A 16,080-nucleotide genomic window follows, 5' to 3' on the forward strand; every position below is an offset into this window, starting at 1 on the left:
TCTACTTTCCGGGCGCGGCGGGCGCGGTGGTGAGCAGGGGCTTCGGTGAGGTCTTGCCTTCCGGCGCCCCCGTCGCCGTGATGGCGAAGACGAGGAGCGCCGCGAGGACGAGACCGCTGGCGGCGGCGACGAATGCGCGCATGCCGGGGCCTCCGGAATCTGATGGGGTGTCAGGGCGGTGGCACCGTAGCAATGCGGATGACAGATGAGAACCGTTTGCGCCACTGCTCGCGCGGTGACCTCGCGACGACCTCGGCCGGAGCCCCGGCCCCTACGCACGGGCACGCCGAAGCCCGCCCCCGCTCAGGGAGGGGGGCGGGCGTCAGTGCGCGTCAGGGGGTCGCCGTGGGCGCCGGACCGGCGGCCGACGCGGACGGTGACGGCGAGGGCTTGGCCGACGGCTTGGGCTTCGGCGACGGGGAGACCGAAGCCGTGGGCTTCGGGGAAGGGGTCGGCGACGGCGTCGGCGTGGGCTTCGGGCTCGGGGTGGGGCTCGGGGTGGGCTTCGGGCTGGGCGTGGGGGTCGGTGTCGGCTTCGGGGTGGGCGTGGGGCTCGGCGTCGGCGTCGGCGTGGGGCTCGGCGTGGGCGTCGGCGTCGGCTTGGGACTCGGCGTCGGGCTCGGCGTCGGCGTGGGCGTCGGCTTCGGCGAAGGCGTGGGTGAAGGCGGGGGCGTGGGTGTGGGTGTGGGCTTCGGCGTCGGGCTCGGGCTCGGGCTCGGCTTCGGCGGTGTGACCCCCGGGGTTCCGCCGCTGCCGCTGCCGCTGCCGCCGCCCCGGCCGTCCGGGACCTCGTGCGCGCCCTTCAGGTAGTACGTGAACCACGACCGCACCGTCCGCAGGTACGCGGAGGACTGGTTGTAAGACAGCACGGCCCGGTCCAGATCCGCGTCCACCCGCAGGTCACGCGTCCCGGCGCACAGATAGCGGCCCGCCGCGAGCGCGGCGTCGTGCACGTTGTTGGGGTCGCGCCGGCCGTCGCCGTTGGCGTCCTGGCCCCACGAGGCCCACGTCGACGGGATGAACTGCATCGGCCCGATCGCACGGTCGTAGCGGGAGTCCCCGTCGTAGGCCCCGCCGTCGGTGTCCGAGATGTTCGCGAAGCCGTTGCCGTCGAGCACGGGGCCCAGGATCGGCCGCAGCGTCGTACCGGCGGCGTCGACCTGCCCGCCGCGCGCCTGCCCGGACTCGACCTTGCCGATCGCCGCGAGGAGCTGCCAGCGCAGTCCGCATCCGGGGTCGTTCCTGCCGACGGCCTGCTCGGCGCCCCGGTACGCGGCGAGCACGCTCGCCGGTATCCCCTGCGCGCCCTCGGCCCCGCCCGTGCCCACGGGCTCGGTGCGCGGTCCCGGATCCGCGGCGGCCGGTGCCACGGGCGGCGGCGTCGGGGCCGTCCCGTCCTCGGGCAGCAGCACGGCCGGCGGCTCGGGGCTCACCAGCGGCGGCAGGGCGGTGAAGTAGGAGCCGTCCCCCGCGGAGCCGTCGGGCACGGGTTCGGGCGCGGGCTCCGCGACCGGTGCCGCGTCGACGCCGGCCGCGACCGGCCCCTGCGAGGCGGTCAGCACGGCGGCCACGAGGGCGGAGACGAGCACGGCGGCCCCGCCCTTGCGCACCACCCGGCCGAACCGCGTCGGCATCCCCGCGGACGCGCGTGCCGATATCCGAACCGGTATCCGAATCCGAGCCGTCATGAGCCGGACCCCCCTCCCCCTCGACGTCCGCGTGACCCTACGTCAACTCGCTGGACAGGGCACGCATCGCGAGCCGGAATTCACGATTTCCTCATGTGTTCCGCAGGCCGCCCATACTGGACACACCGATCGCACCGGTCGCGCCGGTCCGCACCAGTCGACGAGTCGAGCCCCGGAGGCAAGGCCCCATGCCGTTCACCCTCAGCCACGCGGCCGCCGTGCTTCCGGCCGTCCGCCGGTCCGGTCGGGCGCGCGGCCCCCTCGTCGGATCGGCGCTGGTCCTCGGGTCGTTCGCTCCGGACAGCTTCTACTTCGCCGACACGGTCGTGTCGGGCCTGAAGCCGTACGGCACCTTCACGCACTCCCTGCCCGGGGTCCTGACCGCCGACGCGGCGCTGACCGCCGTCCTCGCGGCGTGCTGGCTGCTGCTGCGCGAGCCGCTGATCGCTCTCCTGCCCCGCGGCCGGCAGGGCAGGGTGCACGCCTTCGTCCGGGGTGAGGAGTGGCGCGGGCGCCGACTGCCCGTGCTGGCCCTCTGGTTCTACCTCTCGGCGGTCGCCGGCTCCCTCACGCACGTGGTGTGGGACGCCTTCACACACGTCGACCGCTTCGGGACGCGCACCCTGCCGGAGCTGGGCGAGCCGCTCGCCCTCGGACTGCCCCTCTACTCGTACCTGCAGTACGGGACTTCGGCGCTCGCGGCCTGCTTCCTGGTCTGGTTCACGGTGACCGCGCTGCGCCGGCTGCCGGACGCGCCGGCCCCCGTGTCCGTCCCGGTGCTCGGCCGGGCCGAGGTGGGGGGCGCGCTCGCGCTGGTCCTCGTCTGCGTGGCGGTCGGGGTCACCCTGCGCGTGCTGCGCTTCTTCACCTTCTTCGACCGGATCCGCACCCCGCTCGACATCATCCCGACCATCTGTTTCGGCGCGGGCGGCGGACTCGTCGTGGGGCTGCTGCTGTACGGGGTCCTCGTGCGTCTGCGCCACCGGCGGGTCCGCGACCGCTCGTACGCGGACACGGACGCCGACGCGGGCGGGGGCACGGGCACGGACGCCGACGCGAAAACGCCCGTCCCCACCGCGTAGGCGGGGACGGGCGCTGCCGGACCACGGGTGCGGGCGATCAGTGCGCGGCGGACTCCCAGTCGGGGCCGACGCCCACGGACACGTCCAGCGGGGCCCGCAGGTCGACGGCGGCGGCCATCTCGCGGCGCACCAGCTCCTCCACCTGCTTGCGCTCTCCGGGCGCGATCTCCAGCACGATTTCGTCGTGGACCTGGAGCAGCATCCGCGACTTCAGCCCCGCCTCGGTGATCGCCTTGTCCACGCGCAGCATCGCGACCTTGACGATGTCGGCGGCGGTGCCCTGGATCGGGGCGTTCAGCGCCATCCGCTCGGCGGCCTCGCGGCGCTGGCGGTTGTCGCTGTTGAGGTCGGGGAGGTAGCGGCGGCGGCCGAAGACGGTGGCCGTGTAGCCGGTGGCGCGGGCCTCTTCGACGACGCGGCCCAGGTAGTCCCGGACTCCGCCGAAGCGCTCGAAGAAGGTCTCCATCAGGCCGCGGGCCTCGCCGGGCTCGATGTTCAGCTGCTGGGCGAGGCCGAACGCGGAGAGCCCGTAGGCCAGACCGTAGGACATGGCCTTGATCTTGCGCCGCATCTCGGCGTCGACCTCGGAGCGCTCGACGCCGAACACCTGGGAGGCGACGGTGGTGTGCAGGTCCTCGCCCGACTGGAAGGCTTCGAGCAGGCCCTCGTCCTCGGAGAGGTGGGCCATGACGCGCAGCTCGATCTGGCTGTAGTCGGCGGTCATGAGGGATTCGTAGCCCTCGCCGACGACGAAGCCGCGGCGGATGGCCCGGCCCTCGTCGGTGCGCACCGGCACGTTCTGCAGGTTGGGGTCGGTGGAGGACAGCCGGCCGGTCGCGGCGACGGTCTGGCTGAAGCTGGTGTGCACCCGGCCGTCGGCGGCGATCATCTTGACCAGGCCCTCGACAGTGACGCGCAGCTTGGCCTGCTCCCGGTGGCGGAGCATGAGCACGGGCAGTTCGTGGTCGGTCTGGGTGGCCAGCCAGGCGAGCGCGTCGGCGTCCGTGGTGTAGCCGGTCTTGGTCTTCTTCGTCTTCGGCAGGTCCAGCTCGCCGAAGAAGACCTCCTGGAGCTGCTTGGGCGAGCCGAGGTTGAACTCGTGGCCCACCGCCGCGTGCGCCTCCTTCACCGCCTGCTGCACGGCCGCGGCGAACTGCTGCTCCATCGCTTCGAGGTGGCTCTGGTCGACGGCGATGCCGGCCCGCTCCAGGCGGGCGAGCAGCTCGGAGGTGGGCAGCTCCATGTCGTGGAGCAGCTCGGCGGCGCCCACCTCGGGCAGCTTGACGGCGAAGGCGTCGCCGAGGTCCAGGACGGCGCGTGCCTGCGCCATGAGGGCTTCGGCCTCGGCGGTGTCGTCGGCGCCGAAGGCGAGCTGCCCGTCGGCGGCGGCGGGCGCCAGCTCCCGGTGCAGGTACTCCTGGGAGAGCACGTCCAGCGCGAAGGAGCGGCGGCCCGGCTTGACCAGGTAGGCGGCGAGCGCGGTGTCCATGGCGACGCCGGCCAGGGTCCAGCCGTGCTCCGGGAAGACGCGCATCAGGGCCTTGGCGTTGTGCACGACCTTCGGCCGGTCGGCGTCGGCGGCCCAGGCGGCGAAGGCCCGCTCGTCGGCCTCGTCCAGCGCGGACGGCTCGAACCAGGCGGCGGCGCCGCCGGCCGAGGCCAGTGCGATCTCGGAGACGTTGCCGGTGCCGAGCGCCCAGGTGTCGACGGTGGAGATGCCAAGCGGGGCGCCCGCGTGGCTCTCCAGCCACGGGGCGAGCTCGCCGGCGCCCAGCACGGAGCCGTCGAGCGATACGGCGGCGGCCGCCGGGGCGGGGGCCGCCTCCTCGGCGGCGCCGGGGTCCACGGCGAGCAGCCGCTCGCGCAGGGAGGCGTTGCGGATCTCCAGTACGTCCAGGACTCCGGTGACGGCGGTCCGGTCGTAGGGGGCGCGGGCCAGGTCGGCGGGGGTCTTGGGCAGGGCGACGTCCTTGACCATCTCGGTCAGGACCCGGTTGAGCTTCACGGCGTCCAGGTGGTCGCGGAAGTTCTGCCCGGCCTTGCCCTTGACCTCCTCGGCGCGCTCGACGAGCTCCGCGAAGGACCCGAACTGGGTGATCCACTTGGCGGCGGTCTTCTCGCCGACGCCCGGGATGCCGGGGAGGTTGTCGGACGGGTCGCCGCGCAGGGCCGCGAAGTCCGGGTACTGCTGGGGGGTGAGCCCGTACTTCTCCTCGACCTTCTCGGGGGTGAAGCGGGTGAGCTCGGAGACGCCCTTGGTCGGGTAGAGCACCGTGGTGTGCTCGGAGACGAGCTGGAAGGAGTCCCGGTCGCCGGTGACGATCAGCACGTCGAAGCCGAGGGCCTCGGCCTGCGTGGCGAGCGTGGCGATCACGTCGTCGGCCTCGAAGCCGTCGACCGCGAACCGCGGCACCTTCATCGCGTCGAGCAGCTCGCCGATCAGCTCCACCTGCCCCTTGAACTCGTCGGGGGTCTTGGAACGGTTCGCCTTGTACTCGGGGAACTCCGCCGAGCGCCACGTCTTGCGGGACACGTCGAACGCCACCGCGAAGTGCGTGGGCGCCTCGTCGCGCAGCGTGTTCGCCAGCATCGACGCGAACCCGTAGATGGCGTTGGTCGGCTGCCCGGTCGCGGTGGTGAAGTTCTCCGCGGGCAGCGCGAAGAACGCCCGGTACGCCAGGGAGTGCCCGTCCATGAGCATCAGGCGGGGGCGGTCCGCTGCGGTCGGCTGGTCGGTCTTCTTCGATGCTGAATCTGCCACGCCCCCGATCCTAGGCCGCCGGACTGACAATTCCGGCGCCGGCCGTCACCCGGTCAGTGGACGGCCGGCCGGGCAGGGCCCCGCACGGGCCCGCGTCCGCCTCCCCCCGGGGCCTCCCGCCGGGCCTCGCCCCGCCTCGCACCGCCTCCTCCCGCCGGGCCTCGCCCCGCGGCCTCCGTCGCGGCAGCCACCTCCGGCGCATCGGTCGCGGCGGCCACCCCAGGCGCATCGGTCGCCGTGACCACCCCCGGCGCATCGGTCGCAGCGGCCGCCCCCGGCGCACCCGTCCCGGCCTCCGGGCGCTCCGGACCGCCCTCCCGCCGACCCGGCGACCGTGAAAGGATCGTAAGTGCGGCACTATGTGCTGCATTCGCACGCACGCTCGAAGGGGAGCGACATGGCCACCAAGCCGCCCACAGGTGATCCCGTACAGGACGCACCGCAGGTAGCGCCCCCTCAGCACGCGGCCGCCGGCCTGCCCGCGATCGGGCACACCCTGAGGGTCGCGCAGGAGCAGATGGGCCTGGCCCGTAGCGCCCGCACCCTCCTCAAGGTCAACCAGAAGAACGGCTTCGACTGCCCCGGCTGCGCCTGGCCCGAGGGCGACAAGCGGCACACCGCCGAGTTCTGCGAGAACGGCGCCAAGGCCGTCGCGGAGGAAGCCACCCTGCGCCGGGTCACCCCCGCGTTCTTCGCCGAGCACCCCGTGTCCGACCTCGCCGGCCGCTCCGGCTACTGGCTGGGCCAGCAGGGCCGGATCACCCAGCCCATGCTTCTGGCGGAAGGCGCCGACCGGTACGAGGCCGTGAGCTGGGAGCGGGCCTTCGCAGTGATTGCGGAGGAGCTGCGCGCCCTGGACTCCCCCGACGAGGCCCTCTTCTACACCTCGGGCCGCACCAGCAACGAAGCGGCCTTCCTCTTCCAGCTGTTCGTCCGCGAGTTCGGCACCAACAACCTCCCCGACTGCTCGAACATGTGCCACGAGTCCTCGGGCTCCGCACTGAACGAGACCATCGGCATCGGCAAGGGCAGCGTCTCCCTCGAAGACCTCCACCAGGCCGACCTGATCATCGTCGCCGGACAGAACCCGGGCACCAACCACCCGCGCATGCTCTCCGCCCTGGAGAAGGCCAAGTCCGCCGGCGCGAAGATCATCTCGGTGAACCCGCTGCCCGAGGCCGGCATGGAGCGGTTCAAGAACCCGCAGACGCCCCTCGGCATGCTCAAGGGCACCGCCCTCAACGACCTGTTCCTCCAGATCCGCATCGGCGGCGACCAGGCCCTCTTCCGCCTCCTGAACAAGCTGGTCATCGAGGCGGGCGGCGCCACCGACGAGCAGTTCATCAGCGAACACACCCACGGCTACGAGGAGTTCGCGGCCGCCGCCAAGGACACCGACTGGGACGAGACGCTCACCGCCACCGGCCTGACCCGCCCCGACATCGAGCGCGCCCTGGCCATGATCCTGGCCTCGAAGCGCACCATCGTCTGCTGGGCCATGGGCCTGACCCAGCACAAGCACTCCGTCGCCACCATCCGCGAGGTCGTCAACCTGCTGCTCCTGCGCGGCAACATCGGCCGCCCCGGCGCCGGCGTCTGCCCCGTCCGCGGCCACTCCAACGTCCAGGGCGACCGCACCATGGGGATCTTCGAGCGCCCCGCGCCCGCCTTCCTCGACGCGCTCGACAAGGAATTCGGCATCACCTCGCCCCGCGAGCACGGCTTCGACGTGGTCCGCTCCATCCAGGCCCTGCGCGACGGCGAGGCCAAGGTGCTCTTCGCCATGGGCGGCAACTTCGTCGGCGCCACCCCCGACACCGAGGTCACCGAGGCAGCGATCCGCAACACCTCCCTGACCGTGCACGTCTCCACCAAGCTCAACCGCTCCCACGCGGTCACCGGCCGGCGCGCCCTGATCCTGCCCACCCTCGGCCGCACCGACAAGGACGTCCAGGCGAGCGGCAAGCAGTTCGTGACCGTCGAGGACTCCATGGGCATGGTCCACTCCTCGCGCGGCAACCTCGCCCCCGCCTCCCCGCACCTGCTCTCCGAGCCCGCGATCGTGGCCCGCATGGCCCGCGCCGTCCTCGGCGACGCCTCCCGGACCCCCTGGGAGGAGTTCGGACACGACTACGCCGCCATCCGCGACCGGATCTCCCGCGTCGTCCCCGGCTTCGAGGACTTCAACGCCCGCGTGGCCCGCCCCGGCGGCTTCCAGCTCCCGCACGCCCCGCGCGACGAGCGCCGCTTCCCCACCAAGACCGGCAAGGCGAACTTCACCGCCGCACCCGTGGAGTACCCGCACCTCCCGGCGGGGCGCCTGCTCCTGCAGACCCTGCGCAGCCACGACCAGTACAACACCACCATCTACGGCCTCGACGACCGCTACCGCGGGATCACCGGCGGCCGCCGCGTGGTCATGGTCAACCCCGAGGACGCCGCCGAACTCGGGCTCGCCGACGGCTCGTACACCGACCTCGTCGGCGAGTGGCGCGACGGCGTGGAGCGGCGCGCCCCCGGCTTCCGCGTCGTGCACTACCCGACCGCCCGCGGCTGCGCCGCCGCCTACTACCCCGAGACCAACGTGCTGGTGCCCCTCGACTCCACGGCGGACGTCAGCAATACCCCGGCGAGCAAGTCCGTCGTCGTGCGCTTCGAGCCCGCCTGATAGAACGACCTGAGCATCAGATGGTTAACGAGCGTTGACGAACGGAGTCGGCCCATGGGCGAGCAGCAGCACGCGGTGAAGTTCCCGCAGGAGGTCCTCGACGAGTACACGGCCCTGGGCATCGACCTGCCCGCGCTGTTCTCGGCGGGCGACCTCGGCAAGCGGATGGACATCCGCATCCTCGAAGCCTCCGCCGAGCGCGTCGTCGCCACCATGCCCGTCGAGGGCAACACCCAGCCCTACGGCCTCCTCCACGGCGGGGCCTCCGCCGTGCTCGCCGAGACCCTCGGCTCGGTCGGCGCGATGATGCACGGCGGCATCACCAAGGTCGCCGTCGGCGTCGACCTGAACTGCACCCACCACCGCGGCGCCCGGTCCGGCCTGGTCACCGGCGTCGCGACCCCCGTGCACCGGGGACGCTCCACCGCCACCTACGAGGTGGTCATCACGGACGAACAGGACCGCCGCGTCTGCACCGCCCGCCTGACCTGCCTGCTGCGCGACGCGAACCCGCAACAGGACGGCAACAACTAGCCGTTGCCCTCGCAGCGGCGCCGGTCTAGCGTTCCCGCATGGGATCCGGACCGGCGCCGCGACGCGCCCTGGCCGCAGCGGCGACGACGGCGCTGCTGGCCGCCGCACCGCTCGGCTGCACCGGCGGCGATCCCGAAACCGCCTCCGCCAACACCTCCCCCAGCGCCTCCGCCGCACCGGCGCCCCAGGACGTCTGCACCCGCCTGATCACCCACTGGGCGGGCGTCGTCCTCGACGCGGGCGAGGGCAGCGACGCCGTCCACCTCGACTACCAGTCCATGGGCCTGTCCGGCGGCCAGAACGACATCCTGCGCGCCGTCCTCGCCGACGCCCGCGCCGAGCGGGACGCCAAAGGCCCGGCGGCCGCGCGCGAGCTCACCGCCCGGGAGGCGGAGCGCCGCTGCGCGGACCGCTACCGGTCGGGCGCCCCGACGGACGGTCCCTGGCAGTGAGCGGCGGCATCGGCCCGATCGAGCCCGGAGAGGGCACGGAGGCCCACGAGGGCCCGCGCCCCGCGCCCCGTACGCCGCACACGCCCCCGGCCGTCCGACGGCTCCACGAGGCCTACGAGGGCCACCGGCGGGCCGTCCTGGCCCTCGGGGCGCTGACCTGCGCGTCCGCCGTCATCGTCGCCGGGGCCGCGCTGTACGCGGCCCGGCCGCGCCCCGCCCCGTACAGGCCGCCCGCACCCTCGCAGGTGTTCTCCCTCGCCTACGTCGGTCCGGCCGGGCAGGACCCGGGGCAGGGCCCGGGGCAGGACTCCGGCCGGCCCCCTTCCGGCACGGCCTTCGCGTTCACCGTGCGTGTGCGCGCCGCGGCCGGTCCGGCCGTCACCCTGGAGCGGCTGGAGCAGTCCTCGCGGGCTCTGGCGGTGGAGGTCGAGCCACCACTTCCGGCCACGCTCGCCCCCGGGGAGGCCCGTGACCTCGCGGTACGGATTCGCGTCACAGACTGCGTGCATGTGGCACGGAATTCCGGGCTCCCTTTCCTGGAAGTAACCCTAAGTAATGGGTTTGAGAAAGAGGATCACAGCTACATCCCCGGTGACCGTTATGCGCGCGATCTCTCCACCGCTCTGACCAGGGCCTGTCCCGAAGATCGAGACGCGAGCACCCCATCTCCGTCATGACCAAAAGGGCCCAGAGTCCTGGCGCGACAGGACTCAAACCAGCCAACGGTCCTGCCACATCTCACCATGCGGACAAGACGAACCGGCCGGATTTCCCCCTTTCCACCCGCAGAGATCCGCTATGTATTACGCCGTGGCATAACAAGAGAGTCACATCATTGGCCTCAGCCCTCCATAACGCCCTAAGACCCGCTTAGAGTCACGGCCAGTCACCGCGACCAGCCGGATTCCTTTCAGTTCGGTTCCCCGCGTTCGACACGGTGCGTCCCACGGGGGACGCAGTGCCAGGAAAGGACTGATCGTGCGTCAGCGTTCTCTCATTGCCGTGACCGCCGCGCTCGCCGCGGGCGCCCTCACCCTCACCGCCTGCGGATCGCGCGGAGACAAGGCCAACGACGCCGGCAGCGGCGACACCACGGTCATCATCGGCGTCGACGCCCCTCTGACCGGTGACCTCTCGGCCCTCGGCCTCGGCATCAAGAACTCCGCGGACCTCGCCGCCAAGCAGGCCAACGAGAAGAAGTACGTCAAGGGCGTCACCTTCAAGATCGAAGCCCTCGACGACCAGGCGCAGGCCTCCTCCGGCCAGCAGAACGCCACCAAGCTCACCGCCAACAAGGACGTCCTCGGTGTCGTCGGCCCGCTGAACTCCTCCGTCTCGGAGTCCATGCAGAAGGTCTTCGACGACGCCAAGCTCGTCCAGATCTCCCCGGCCAACACCAGCCCCTCCCTCACCCAGGGGCCGAAGTGGGCGACCGGCGAGAAGGTCCGCACCTACAAGAGCTACTTCCGCACCGCCACCACGGACGCCATCCAGGGCCCGTTCGCGGCGCAGTACCTCTTCAACAAGGCCGGCAAGAAGAACGTCTTCATCATCGACGACAAGAAGACGTACGGCGCCGGCCTCGCGGGCACCTTCAAGGGCGAGTTCACCAAGCTCGGCGGCAAGGTCGCCGGCGAAGGCCACATCGACCCGGAGAGCACCGACTTCGGCGCCATCGTGACCCAGGTCAAGAACTCCGGCGCGGACGTCGTCTACTACGGTGGCGAGTACCCCGCGGCCGGCCCGCTCTCCAAGCAGATCAAGGCCTCCGGCGCCACCATCCCGCTCGTCGGCGGTGACGGCATCTACGACAAGAAGTACGTCGAGCTCGCCGGCGCCGGCGCCGCGGGCGACCTGGCCACCTCGGTCGGCGCCCCGGTCGAGAGCCTGCCGTCCGCCAAGGACTTCGTCGCCAACTACACCAAGGCCGGATACAAGGAGCCCTTCGCCGCGTACGGCGGCTACTCCTACGACTCCGCCTGGGCGATCATCGAGGCCGTCAAGGCCACCGTCGACGCCAACAACGGCAAGCTCCCCGCCGACGCCCGCGCCAAGGTCCTCGCCGCCGTCCAGGGCGTCTCCTTCGACGGTGTGACCGGCAAGGTCTCCTTCGACGAGTTCGGTGACGCCACCAACAAGCAGCTCACCGTCTACAAGGTCGAGGGCACCGAGTGGAAGTCCGTCGAGTCGGGCACCCTCGGCGGCTGACCCCAGCCCGCCGCACCACCCACCGGTAGCCGGTAGTCCGCTCGAACGGCCGGCCCCCGGAGCACCACCCACAACAGTCACACCCGCCGCGCGGGGCGCGCACAAAAAGCGCCCCGCGCGGTGTCACATCCGTCGAAAGACTCGGAGGACCTGCGGTGCACGAACTGCCGCAACAGCTGGTCAACGGCCTGCTACTGGGATCCATGTACGGGCTCGTCGCCATTGGCTACACGATGGTCTACGGCATCGTCCAGCTCATCAACTTCGCGCATGGCGAGATCTTCATGACCGGCGGATTCGGGGCCCTCACCGTCTGGACCATGCTCCCCGGGGGCACCACGATGTGGATCGCCCTCCCCCTCATGCTCATAGGCGCGGTCATCGTCGCCACCCTCATCGCCGTCGGTGCCGAACGATTCGCCTACCGCCCCCTGCGCAGCGCTCCCCGCCTCGCCCCGCTCATCACCGCCATCGGCCTCTCCCTCGCGCTCCAGCAGGCCGTATGGGCCTGGTACCCCGGAGCCAAGTCGAAGGTCGTCTTCCCCGAGATCCCCGGCGGCCCCTTCCACATCGGCAGCATCACCATCCAGACCGGTGACGTCTTCCTCCTGCTCGCCGCCCCCATCTCCATGGCCATCCTCGGCTTCTTCGTCAAGAAGACCCGCACCGGCCGCGGCATGCAGGCCACCTCGCAGGACCCCGACACCGCCAAGCTCATGGGCATCAACACCGACCGCATCATCACGGTCGCGTTCGCCCTCGGCGCCGCCTTCGCCGCGGTCGGAGCCGTCGCCTACGGCCTCAAGTACGGCGAAGTCAACTTCAAGATGGGCTTCCTGCTCGGCCTCAAGGCCTTCACCGCAGCAGTCCTCGGCGGCATCGGCAACATCTACGGCGCCATGATCGGCGGACTCGTCCTCGGCCTCGCCGAGACCCTCACCACCGCCTACGTCGCCGACATCCCCGGCTTCGAACAGCTCGGCGGACAGACCTGGGGCAACACCTGGGCGTTCGTCCTCCTCATCCTCGTCCTCCTCTTCAGGCCACAAGGCCTGCTGGGCGAGCGCGTCGCGGACAGGGCGTGATGACCATGACGACCACCACCACGGACACCACGACCATGAACGCAGAGCCCACCAAGGCCAAGGGATTCATCCCCCTCCCGGAGAAGACCGGCCGCGCCCTCGCCACCGCGGGCGGCGCCCTCACCGTCGCCTCCTGCTTCCTCCCCTGGACCTGGACCACCGCCTTCCCCGGCGACCTCACCGTCGTCGGATACCCCGGCGGACTCCAGTGGCTCGTCCTCGTCGGCGGCCTCCTCACCACCCTCTTCGGCCTCTCCTCCTACGGGATCAAGGGCCTGGGCTGGCTCACCCCCGCAGGCGCCGACGCCGCCATCAAGCTCTCGGCCCTCGCCGCCTTCGTCACCACCGCGTACACCGTGTTCGCGATCGTGAGCCTCAACGGCGTCATCGTCGACCTCGAACCCGGCGCCGGAATCGCTCTCCTCGTTTCCCTCCTCGCCCTCGTCGGCGCCCTCGCGCTCCCCTTCGAACGCCCCGTCCTCGAAGGACCCGACCCCGACGACAGCAGCTGGGAACAGTTCAAGCACAACGCGCGCAACAAGGTCACCTCCGCCAAGGCCGCCTTCACCTCCGGCCCGGCCAAGCCCGCCCGCGCGCTCCCCGCCTGGACCGAGATCCTGATCATCGCCGGCGTCCTCGCCGTCGGCCTCGGCGTCTTCACGTACGGCATCACCACCCCGTACCAGGAACTCTTCATCGGCTTCCTGATCACCGCCGGCTTCGGCTTCGCCGCCTTCAACAAGGCCGGCCTCATGGCCCGCATCACCACCCTCACCACCCGCCACCGCAACGTCGCCCTCGTCGGCGCCTTCGCAGCCGCGGCAGCCTTCCCCTTCACCCAGTCCGACGACCAGTACGCGACCCTCGGCGTCAACATCCTCATCTTCGCCACCGTCGCACTCGGCCTGAACATCGTCGTCGGCCTCACCGGCCTCCTCGACCTCGGCTACGTCGCCTTCCTCGGCGTCGGCGCCTACACCGCGGCCCTGGTCTCCGGCTCCCCCAACTCCCCCTTCGGAGTGCAGCTCCCCTTCTGGGCCGCCATCCTCATCGGCGCCGCCGCCTCCATGGTCTTCGGCGTCCTCATCGGCGCACCCACCCTGCGACTGCGCGGCGACTACCTCGCCATCGTGACGCTCGGCTTCGGTGAGATCTTCCGCATCTCCATGAACAACCTCGACGGCGTCTCCGGCCCCGACATCACCAACGGGCCCAACGGCATCGCCAACATCCCCAACGTCGACCTCTTCGGATTCGACTTCGGCGCCACCCACACCGTCGCCGGCTTCACCATCGGACGCTTCGCCAACTACTTCTTCCTGATGCTCCTGATCACCCTCATCGTGGTCATGGTCTTCCGGCGGAGCTCCGAATCCCGCATCGGCCGCGCCTGGGTCGCCATCCGCGAAGACGAGACCGCCGCCGAAGCCATGGGCATCAACGGCTTCCGCGTCAAGCTCATCGCCTTCGCCCTCGGCGCCACCCTCGCCGGACTCGCGGGCGCCGTACAGGCCCACGTGAACTACACCGTCACCCCGGACCAGTACGTCTTCGCCAACGCCGTACCCCCGAACTCCGCCTTCCTGCTCGCCGCGGTCGTCCTCGGCGGCATGGGAACCATCTCCGGCCCCCTCGTCGGCGGATCGCTCCTCTTCCTGCTCCCCAACAAGCTCCAGTTCCTGGGCGAGTACCAGCTCCTCGCCTTCGGCGTCGCACTCATCGTCCTGATGCGCCTGCGCCCCGAAGGTCTCATCCCCAACAAGCGCAACCAGCTCGAACTCCACAAGGACATGGAAGCGCCCACGGTCCTCGGTAAGGCAGGGGTCTGACCCATGACGACGACCACCACCGAAACCACCCCCGCCACCACGGCGGAGACCGTCCTCGACGCACGCGGCGTCACGATGCGCTTCGGCGGCCTCACCGCCGTCAAGAACGTCGACCTCACCGTGCGCAGCGGCGAAATCGTCGGCCTCATCGGCCCCAACGGCGCAGGCAAGACCACCTTCTTCAACTGCCTCACCGGCCTCTACATCCCCACCGAGGGAGAAGTCCGGTACAAGGGCACGGTCCTGCCCCCCAAGTCGTACAAGGTCACCGCGGCCGGCATCGCCCGCACCTTCCAGAACATCCGTCTCTTCAACAACATGACGGTCCTGGAAAACGTCCTCGTCGGCCGCCACACCCGCACCAAGGTCGGCCTCTGGTCCTCCCTCCTGCGCCTCCCCAACTTCAGCCGGGAAGAAGCAGCGAGCCGCAAGCGGGCCATGGAACTCCTCGAGTTCATCGGCCTCGACCACAAGGCCGAACACCTCGCCCGCAACCTCCCCTACGGCGAACAGCGCAAGCTCGAAATCGCCCGCGCGCTGGCCAGCGACCCCGGCCTCATCCTCCTGGACGAGCCCACCGCCGGCATGAACCCGCAGGAGACCCGGACCACCGAAGAGCTCATCTTCGCCATCCGGGACCAGGGCATCGCCGTCCTCGTCATCGAGCACGACATGCGCTTCATCTTCAACCTCTGCGACCGCGTCGCCTGCCTCGTCCAGGGCGAAAAGCTCATCGAAGGCACCGCCGCCGAGGTCCAGGGCGACGAGCGCGTCATCGCCGCCTACCTCGGCGAACCCTTCGAAGGCGCCCCCGGCGCCGAGGAACTCGCCGAAGTCGAAGCAGCCGAAGCGCACAGCGAGGCGGCACACGGCGAAGCGACGGACGGCACGACCAGCGCGACCAGCACGGACGGAGAAGACCGGTGACCGCACTCCTCGAGGTCGAGGACCTCCGCGTCGCCTACGGCAAGATCGAAGCCGTCAAGGGCATCTCGTTCAGCGTCGACGCCGGCCAGATCGTCACCCTCATCGGCACCAACGGCGCCGGCAAGACGACGACCCTGCGCACCCTCTCGGGCCTGATCAAGCCGCGCGGCGGCCAGATCAAGTTCCAGGGCAAGTCCCTCAAGAAGATCCCCGCGCACGACATCGTCGCGCTCGGACTCGCCCACTCCCCCGAGGGGCGGCACATCTTCCCGCGCATGACCATCGAGGACAACCTCCTCCTGGGCGCCTTCCTCCGCAAGGACAAGGACGGCATCCAGAAGGACGTCCAGCGCGCCTACGACCTCTTCCCGATCCTGGGAGAGCGCCGCAAGCAGGCCGCCGGCACCCTCTCGGGCGGCGAGCAGCAGATGCTCGCCATGGGCCGCGCGCTCATGTCCCGCCCGAAGCTGCTGATGCTCGACGAGCCCTCCATGGGCCTCTCGCCGATCATGATGCAGAAGATCATGGCGACCATCGCCGAGCTCAAGTCCCAGGGCACGACCATCCTCCTGGTCGAGCAGAACGCCCAGGCGGCGCTCTCCCTGGCCGACCAGGGCCACGTGATGGAGATCGGCAAGGTCGTCCTGTCGGGCCCGGGCCGCGAGCTCCTGGTCAACGAGGACGTCCGCAAGGCGTACCTCGGCGAGGACTAGTCCCCGCCCCCTCGTACGAGTGAGGCACGGGGGCCGGGCCTTTGTTTTTGGGGGGGGGGGAACTTTTTTTTCTTTTTGGTTTTTCTTTTCCCTTTTTCCTGTGGGCCTCTTTTTTTCCTTTTTCTTCTTCTCG

Annotated in this window: 13 protein-coding genes; 10 read left to right on the top strand and 3 right to left on the bottom strand. The window is 70.8% G+C overall.

Annotated elements, in window-relative coordinates; translation table 11 throughout:
- Position 1: 1 nt before the first annotated feature.
- Positions 2–142 (bottom strand): SPW_0924 family protein, encoded by a 141-nt coding sequence (locus ACFRU2_RS33910; RefSeq protein WP_250744997.1) that lies wholly within the window; start codon positions 140–142, stop codon positions 2–4.
- A gap of 190 nt (positions 143–332) precedes the next feature.
- Positions 333–1,634, bottom strand: a complete 1,302-nt coding sequence (locus tag ACFRU2_RS33915) for a lytic transglycosylase domain-containing protein (protein WP_382979687.1) — start codon at positions 1,632–1,634, stop codon at positions 333–335.
- A 242-nt stretch (positions 1,635–1,876) separates the two neighbouring features.
- Between ACFRU2_RS33915 and ACFRU2_RS33920 the strand changes: the two genes are divergently transcribed.
- On the top strand, positions 1,877–2,770 hold the full coding sequence (locus tag ACFRU2_RS33920) for a DUF4184 family protein (RefSeq protein ID WP_382979689.1): 894 nt from the start codon (positions 1,877–1,879) through the stop codon (positions 2,768–2,770).
- Between the two features lie 37 nt (positions 2,771–2,807).
- On the opposite strand, the gene polA is transcribed toward ACFRU2_RS33920, so the two are convergent.
- Positions 2,808–5,531 (bottom strand): DNA polymerase I, encoded by a 2,724-nt coding sequence (polA, locus tag ACFRU2_RS33925; RefSeq protein ID WP_382979690.1) that lies wholly within the window; start codon positions 5,529–5,531, stop codon positions 2,808–2,810.
- Between the two features lie 397 nt (positions 5,532–5,928).
- Here polA and ACFRU2_RS33930 point away from each other — a divergent pair, with 397 nt between their 5' ends.
- The 9 genes from ACFRU2_RS33930 (at position 5,929) to ACFRU2_RS33970 (ending at position 15,947) form a co-directional block, all read left to right on the top strand.
- Positions 5,929–8,199 (top strand): FdhF/YdeP family oxidoreductase, encoded by a 2,271-nt coding sequence (locus tag ACFRU2_RS33930; protein ID WP_382979692.1) that lies wholly within the window; start codon positions 5,929–5,931, stop codon positions 8,197–8,199.
- A gap of 54 nt (positions 8,200–8,253) precedes the next feature.
- Positions 8,254–8,733, top strand: a complete 480-nt coding sequence (locus tag ACFRU2_RS33935) for a PaaI family thioesterase (RefSeq protein WP_274552450.1) — start codon at positions 8,254–8,256, stop codon at positions 8,731–8,733.
- Between the two features lie 38 nt (positions 8,734–8,771).
- Positions 8,772–9,185, top strand: a complete 414-nt coding sequence (locus ACFRU2_RS33940; RefSeq protein WP_382979694.1) for a hypothetical protein — start codon at positions 8,772–8,774, stop codon at positions 9,183–9,185.
- Positions 9,182–9,862, top strand: coding sequence for a Tat pathway signal sequence domain protein (locus tag ACFRU2_RS33945; RefSeq protein ID WP_382979696.1), 681 nt, complete (start codon positions 9,182–9,184; stop codon positions 9,860–9,862). The genes ACFRU2_RS33940 and ACFRU2_RS33945 overlap by 4 nt, the downstream gene beginning before the upstream one ends.
- A 301-nt stretch (positions 9,863–10,163) precedes the next feature.
- A complete protein-coding gene (locus ACFRU2_RS33950) occupies positions 10,164–11,393 on the top strand; it encodes a branched-chain amino acid ABC transporter substrate-binding protein (protein ID WP_375955651.1) in 1,230 nt (409 codons plus the stop codon).
- A 155-nt stretch (positions 11,394–11,548) separates the two neighbouring features.
- The gene (locus ACFRU2_RS33955; protein WP_382979698.1) at positions 11,549–12,478 is read left to right on the top strand and encodes a branched-chain amino acid ABC transporter permease; all 930 of its coding nucleotides are present in this window, start codon (positions 11,549–11,551) and stop codon (positions 12,476–12,478) included.
- Positions 12,479–12,483: 5 nt separating this feature from the next.
- A complete protein-coding gene (locus ACFRU2_RS33960) occupies positions 12,484–14,307 on the top strand; it encodes a branched-chain amino acid ABC transporter permease (RefSeq protein ID WP_382979700.1) in 1,824 nt (607 codons plus the stop codon).
- A gap of 3 nt (positions 14,308–14,310) precedes the next feature.
- Positions 14,311–15,234, top strand: a complete 924-nt coding sequence (locus ACFRU2_RS33965; RefSeq protein ID WP_382979702.1) for an ABC transporter ATP-binding protein — start codon at positions 14,311–14,313, stop codon at positions 15,232–15,234.
- Positions 15,231–15,947: an ABC transporter ATP-binding protein gene (locus tag ACFRU2_RS33970; RefSeq protein WP_250744986.1), complete on the top strand. Its 717-nt coding sequence runs from the start codon at positions 15,231–15,233 to the stop codon at positions 15,945–15,947. The genes ACFRU2_RS33965 and ACFRU2_RS33970 overlap by 4 nt, the downstream gene beginning before the upstream one ends.
- Positions 15,948–16,080 lie beyond the last annotated feature (133 nt).

The sequence above is a fragment of the Streptomyces sp. NPDC056883 genome, from assembly GCF_042788835.1.
GTDB lineage: Bacteria > Actinomycetota > Actinomycetes > Streptomycetales > Streptomycetaceae > Streptomyces > Streptomyces stoeckheimensis.

Coding starts and splice junctions, on each gene's coding strand:
- ACFRU2_RS33910 (WP_250744997.1), bottom strand. CDS start 142: ATGCGCGCATTCGTCGCCGCCGCCAGCGGTCTCGTCCTCGCGGCGCTC.
- ACFRU2_RS33915 (WP_382979687.1), bottom strand. CDS start 1,634: ATGCCGACGCGGTTCGGCCGGGTGGTGCGCAAGGGCGGGGCCGCCGTG.
- ACFRU2_RS33920 (WP_382979689.1), top strand. CDS start 1,877: ATGCCGTTCACCCTCAGCCACGCGGCCGCCGTGCTTCCGGCCGTCCGC.
- ACFRU2_RS33930 (WP_382979692.1), top strand. CDS start 5,929: ATGGCCACCAAGCCGCCCACAGGTGATCCCGTACAGGACGCACCGCAG.
- ACFRU2_RS33935 (WP_274552450.1), top strand. CDS start 8,254: ATGGGCGAGCAGCAGCACGCGGTGAAGTTCCCGCAGGAGGTCCTCGAC.
- ACFRU2_RS33940 (WP_382979694.1), top strand. CDS start 8,772: ATGGGATCCGGACCGGCGCCGCGACGCGCCCTGGCCGCAGCGGCGACG.
- ACFRU2_RS33960 (WP_382979700.1), top strand. CDS start 12,484: ATGACGACCACCACCACGGACACCACGACCATGAACGCAGAGCCCACC.
- ACFRU2_RS33965 (WP_382979702.1), top strand. CDS start 14,311: ATGACGACGACCACCACCGAAACCACCCCCGCCACCACGGCGGAGACC.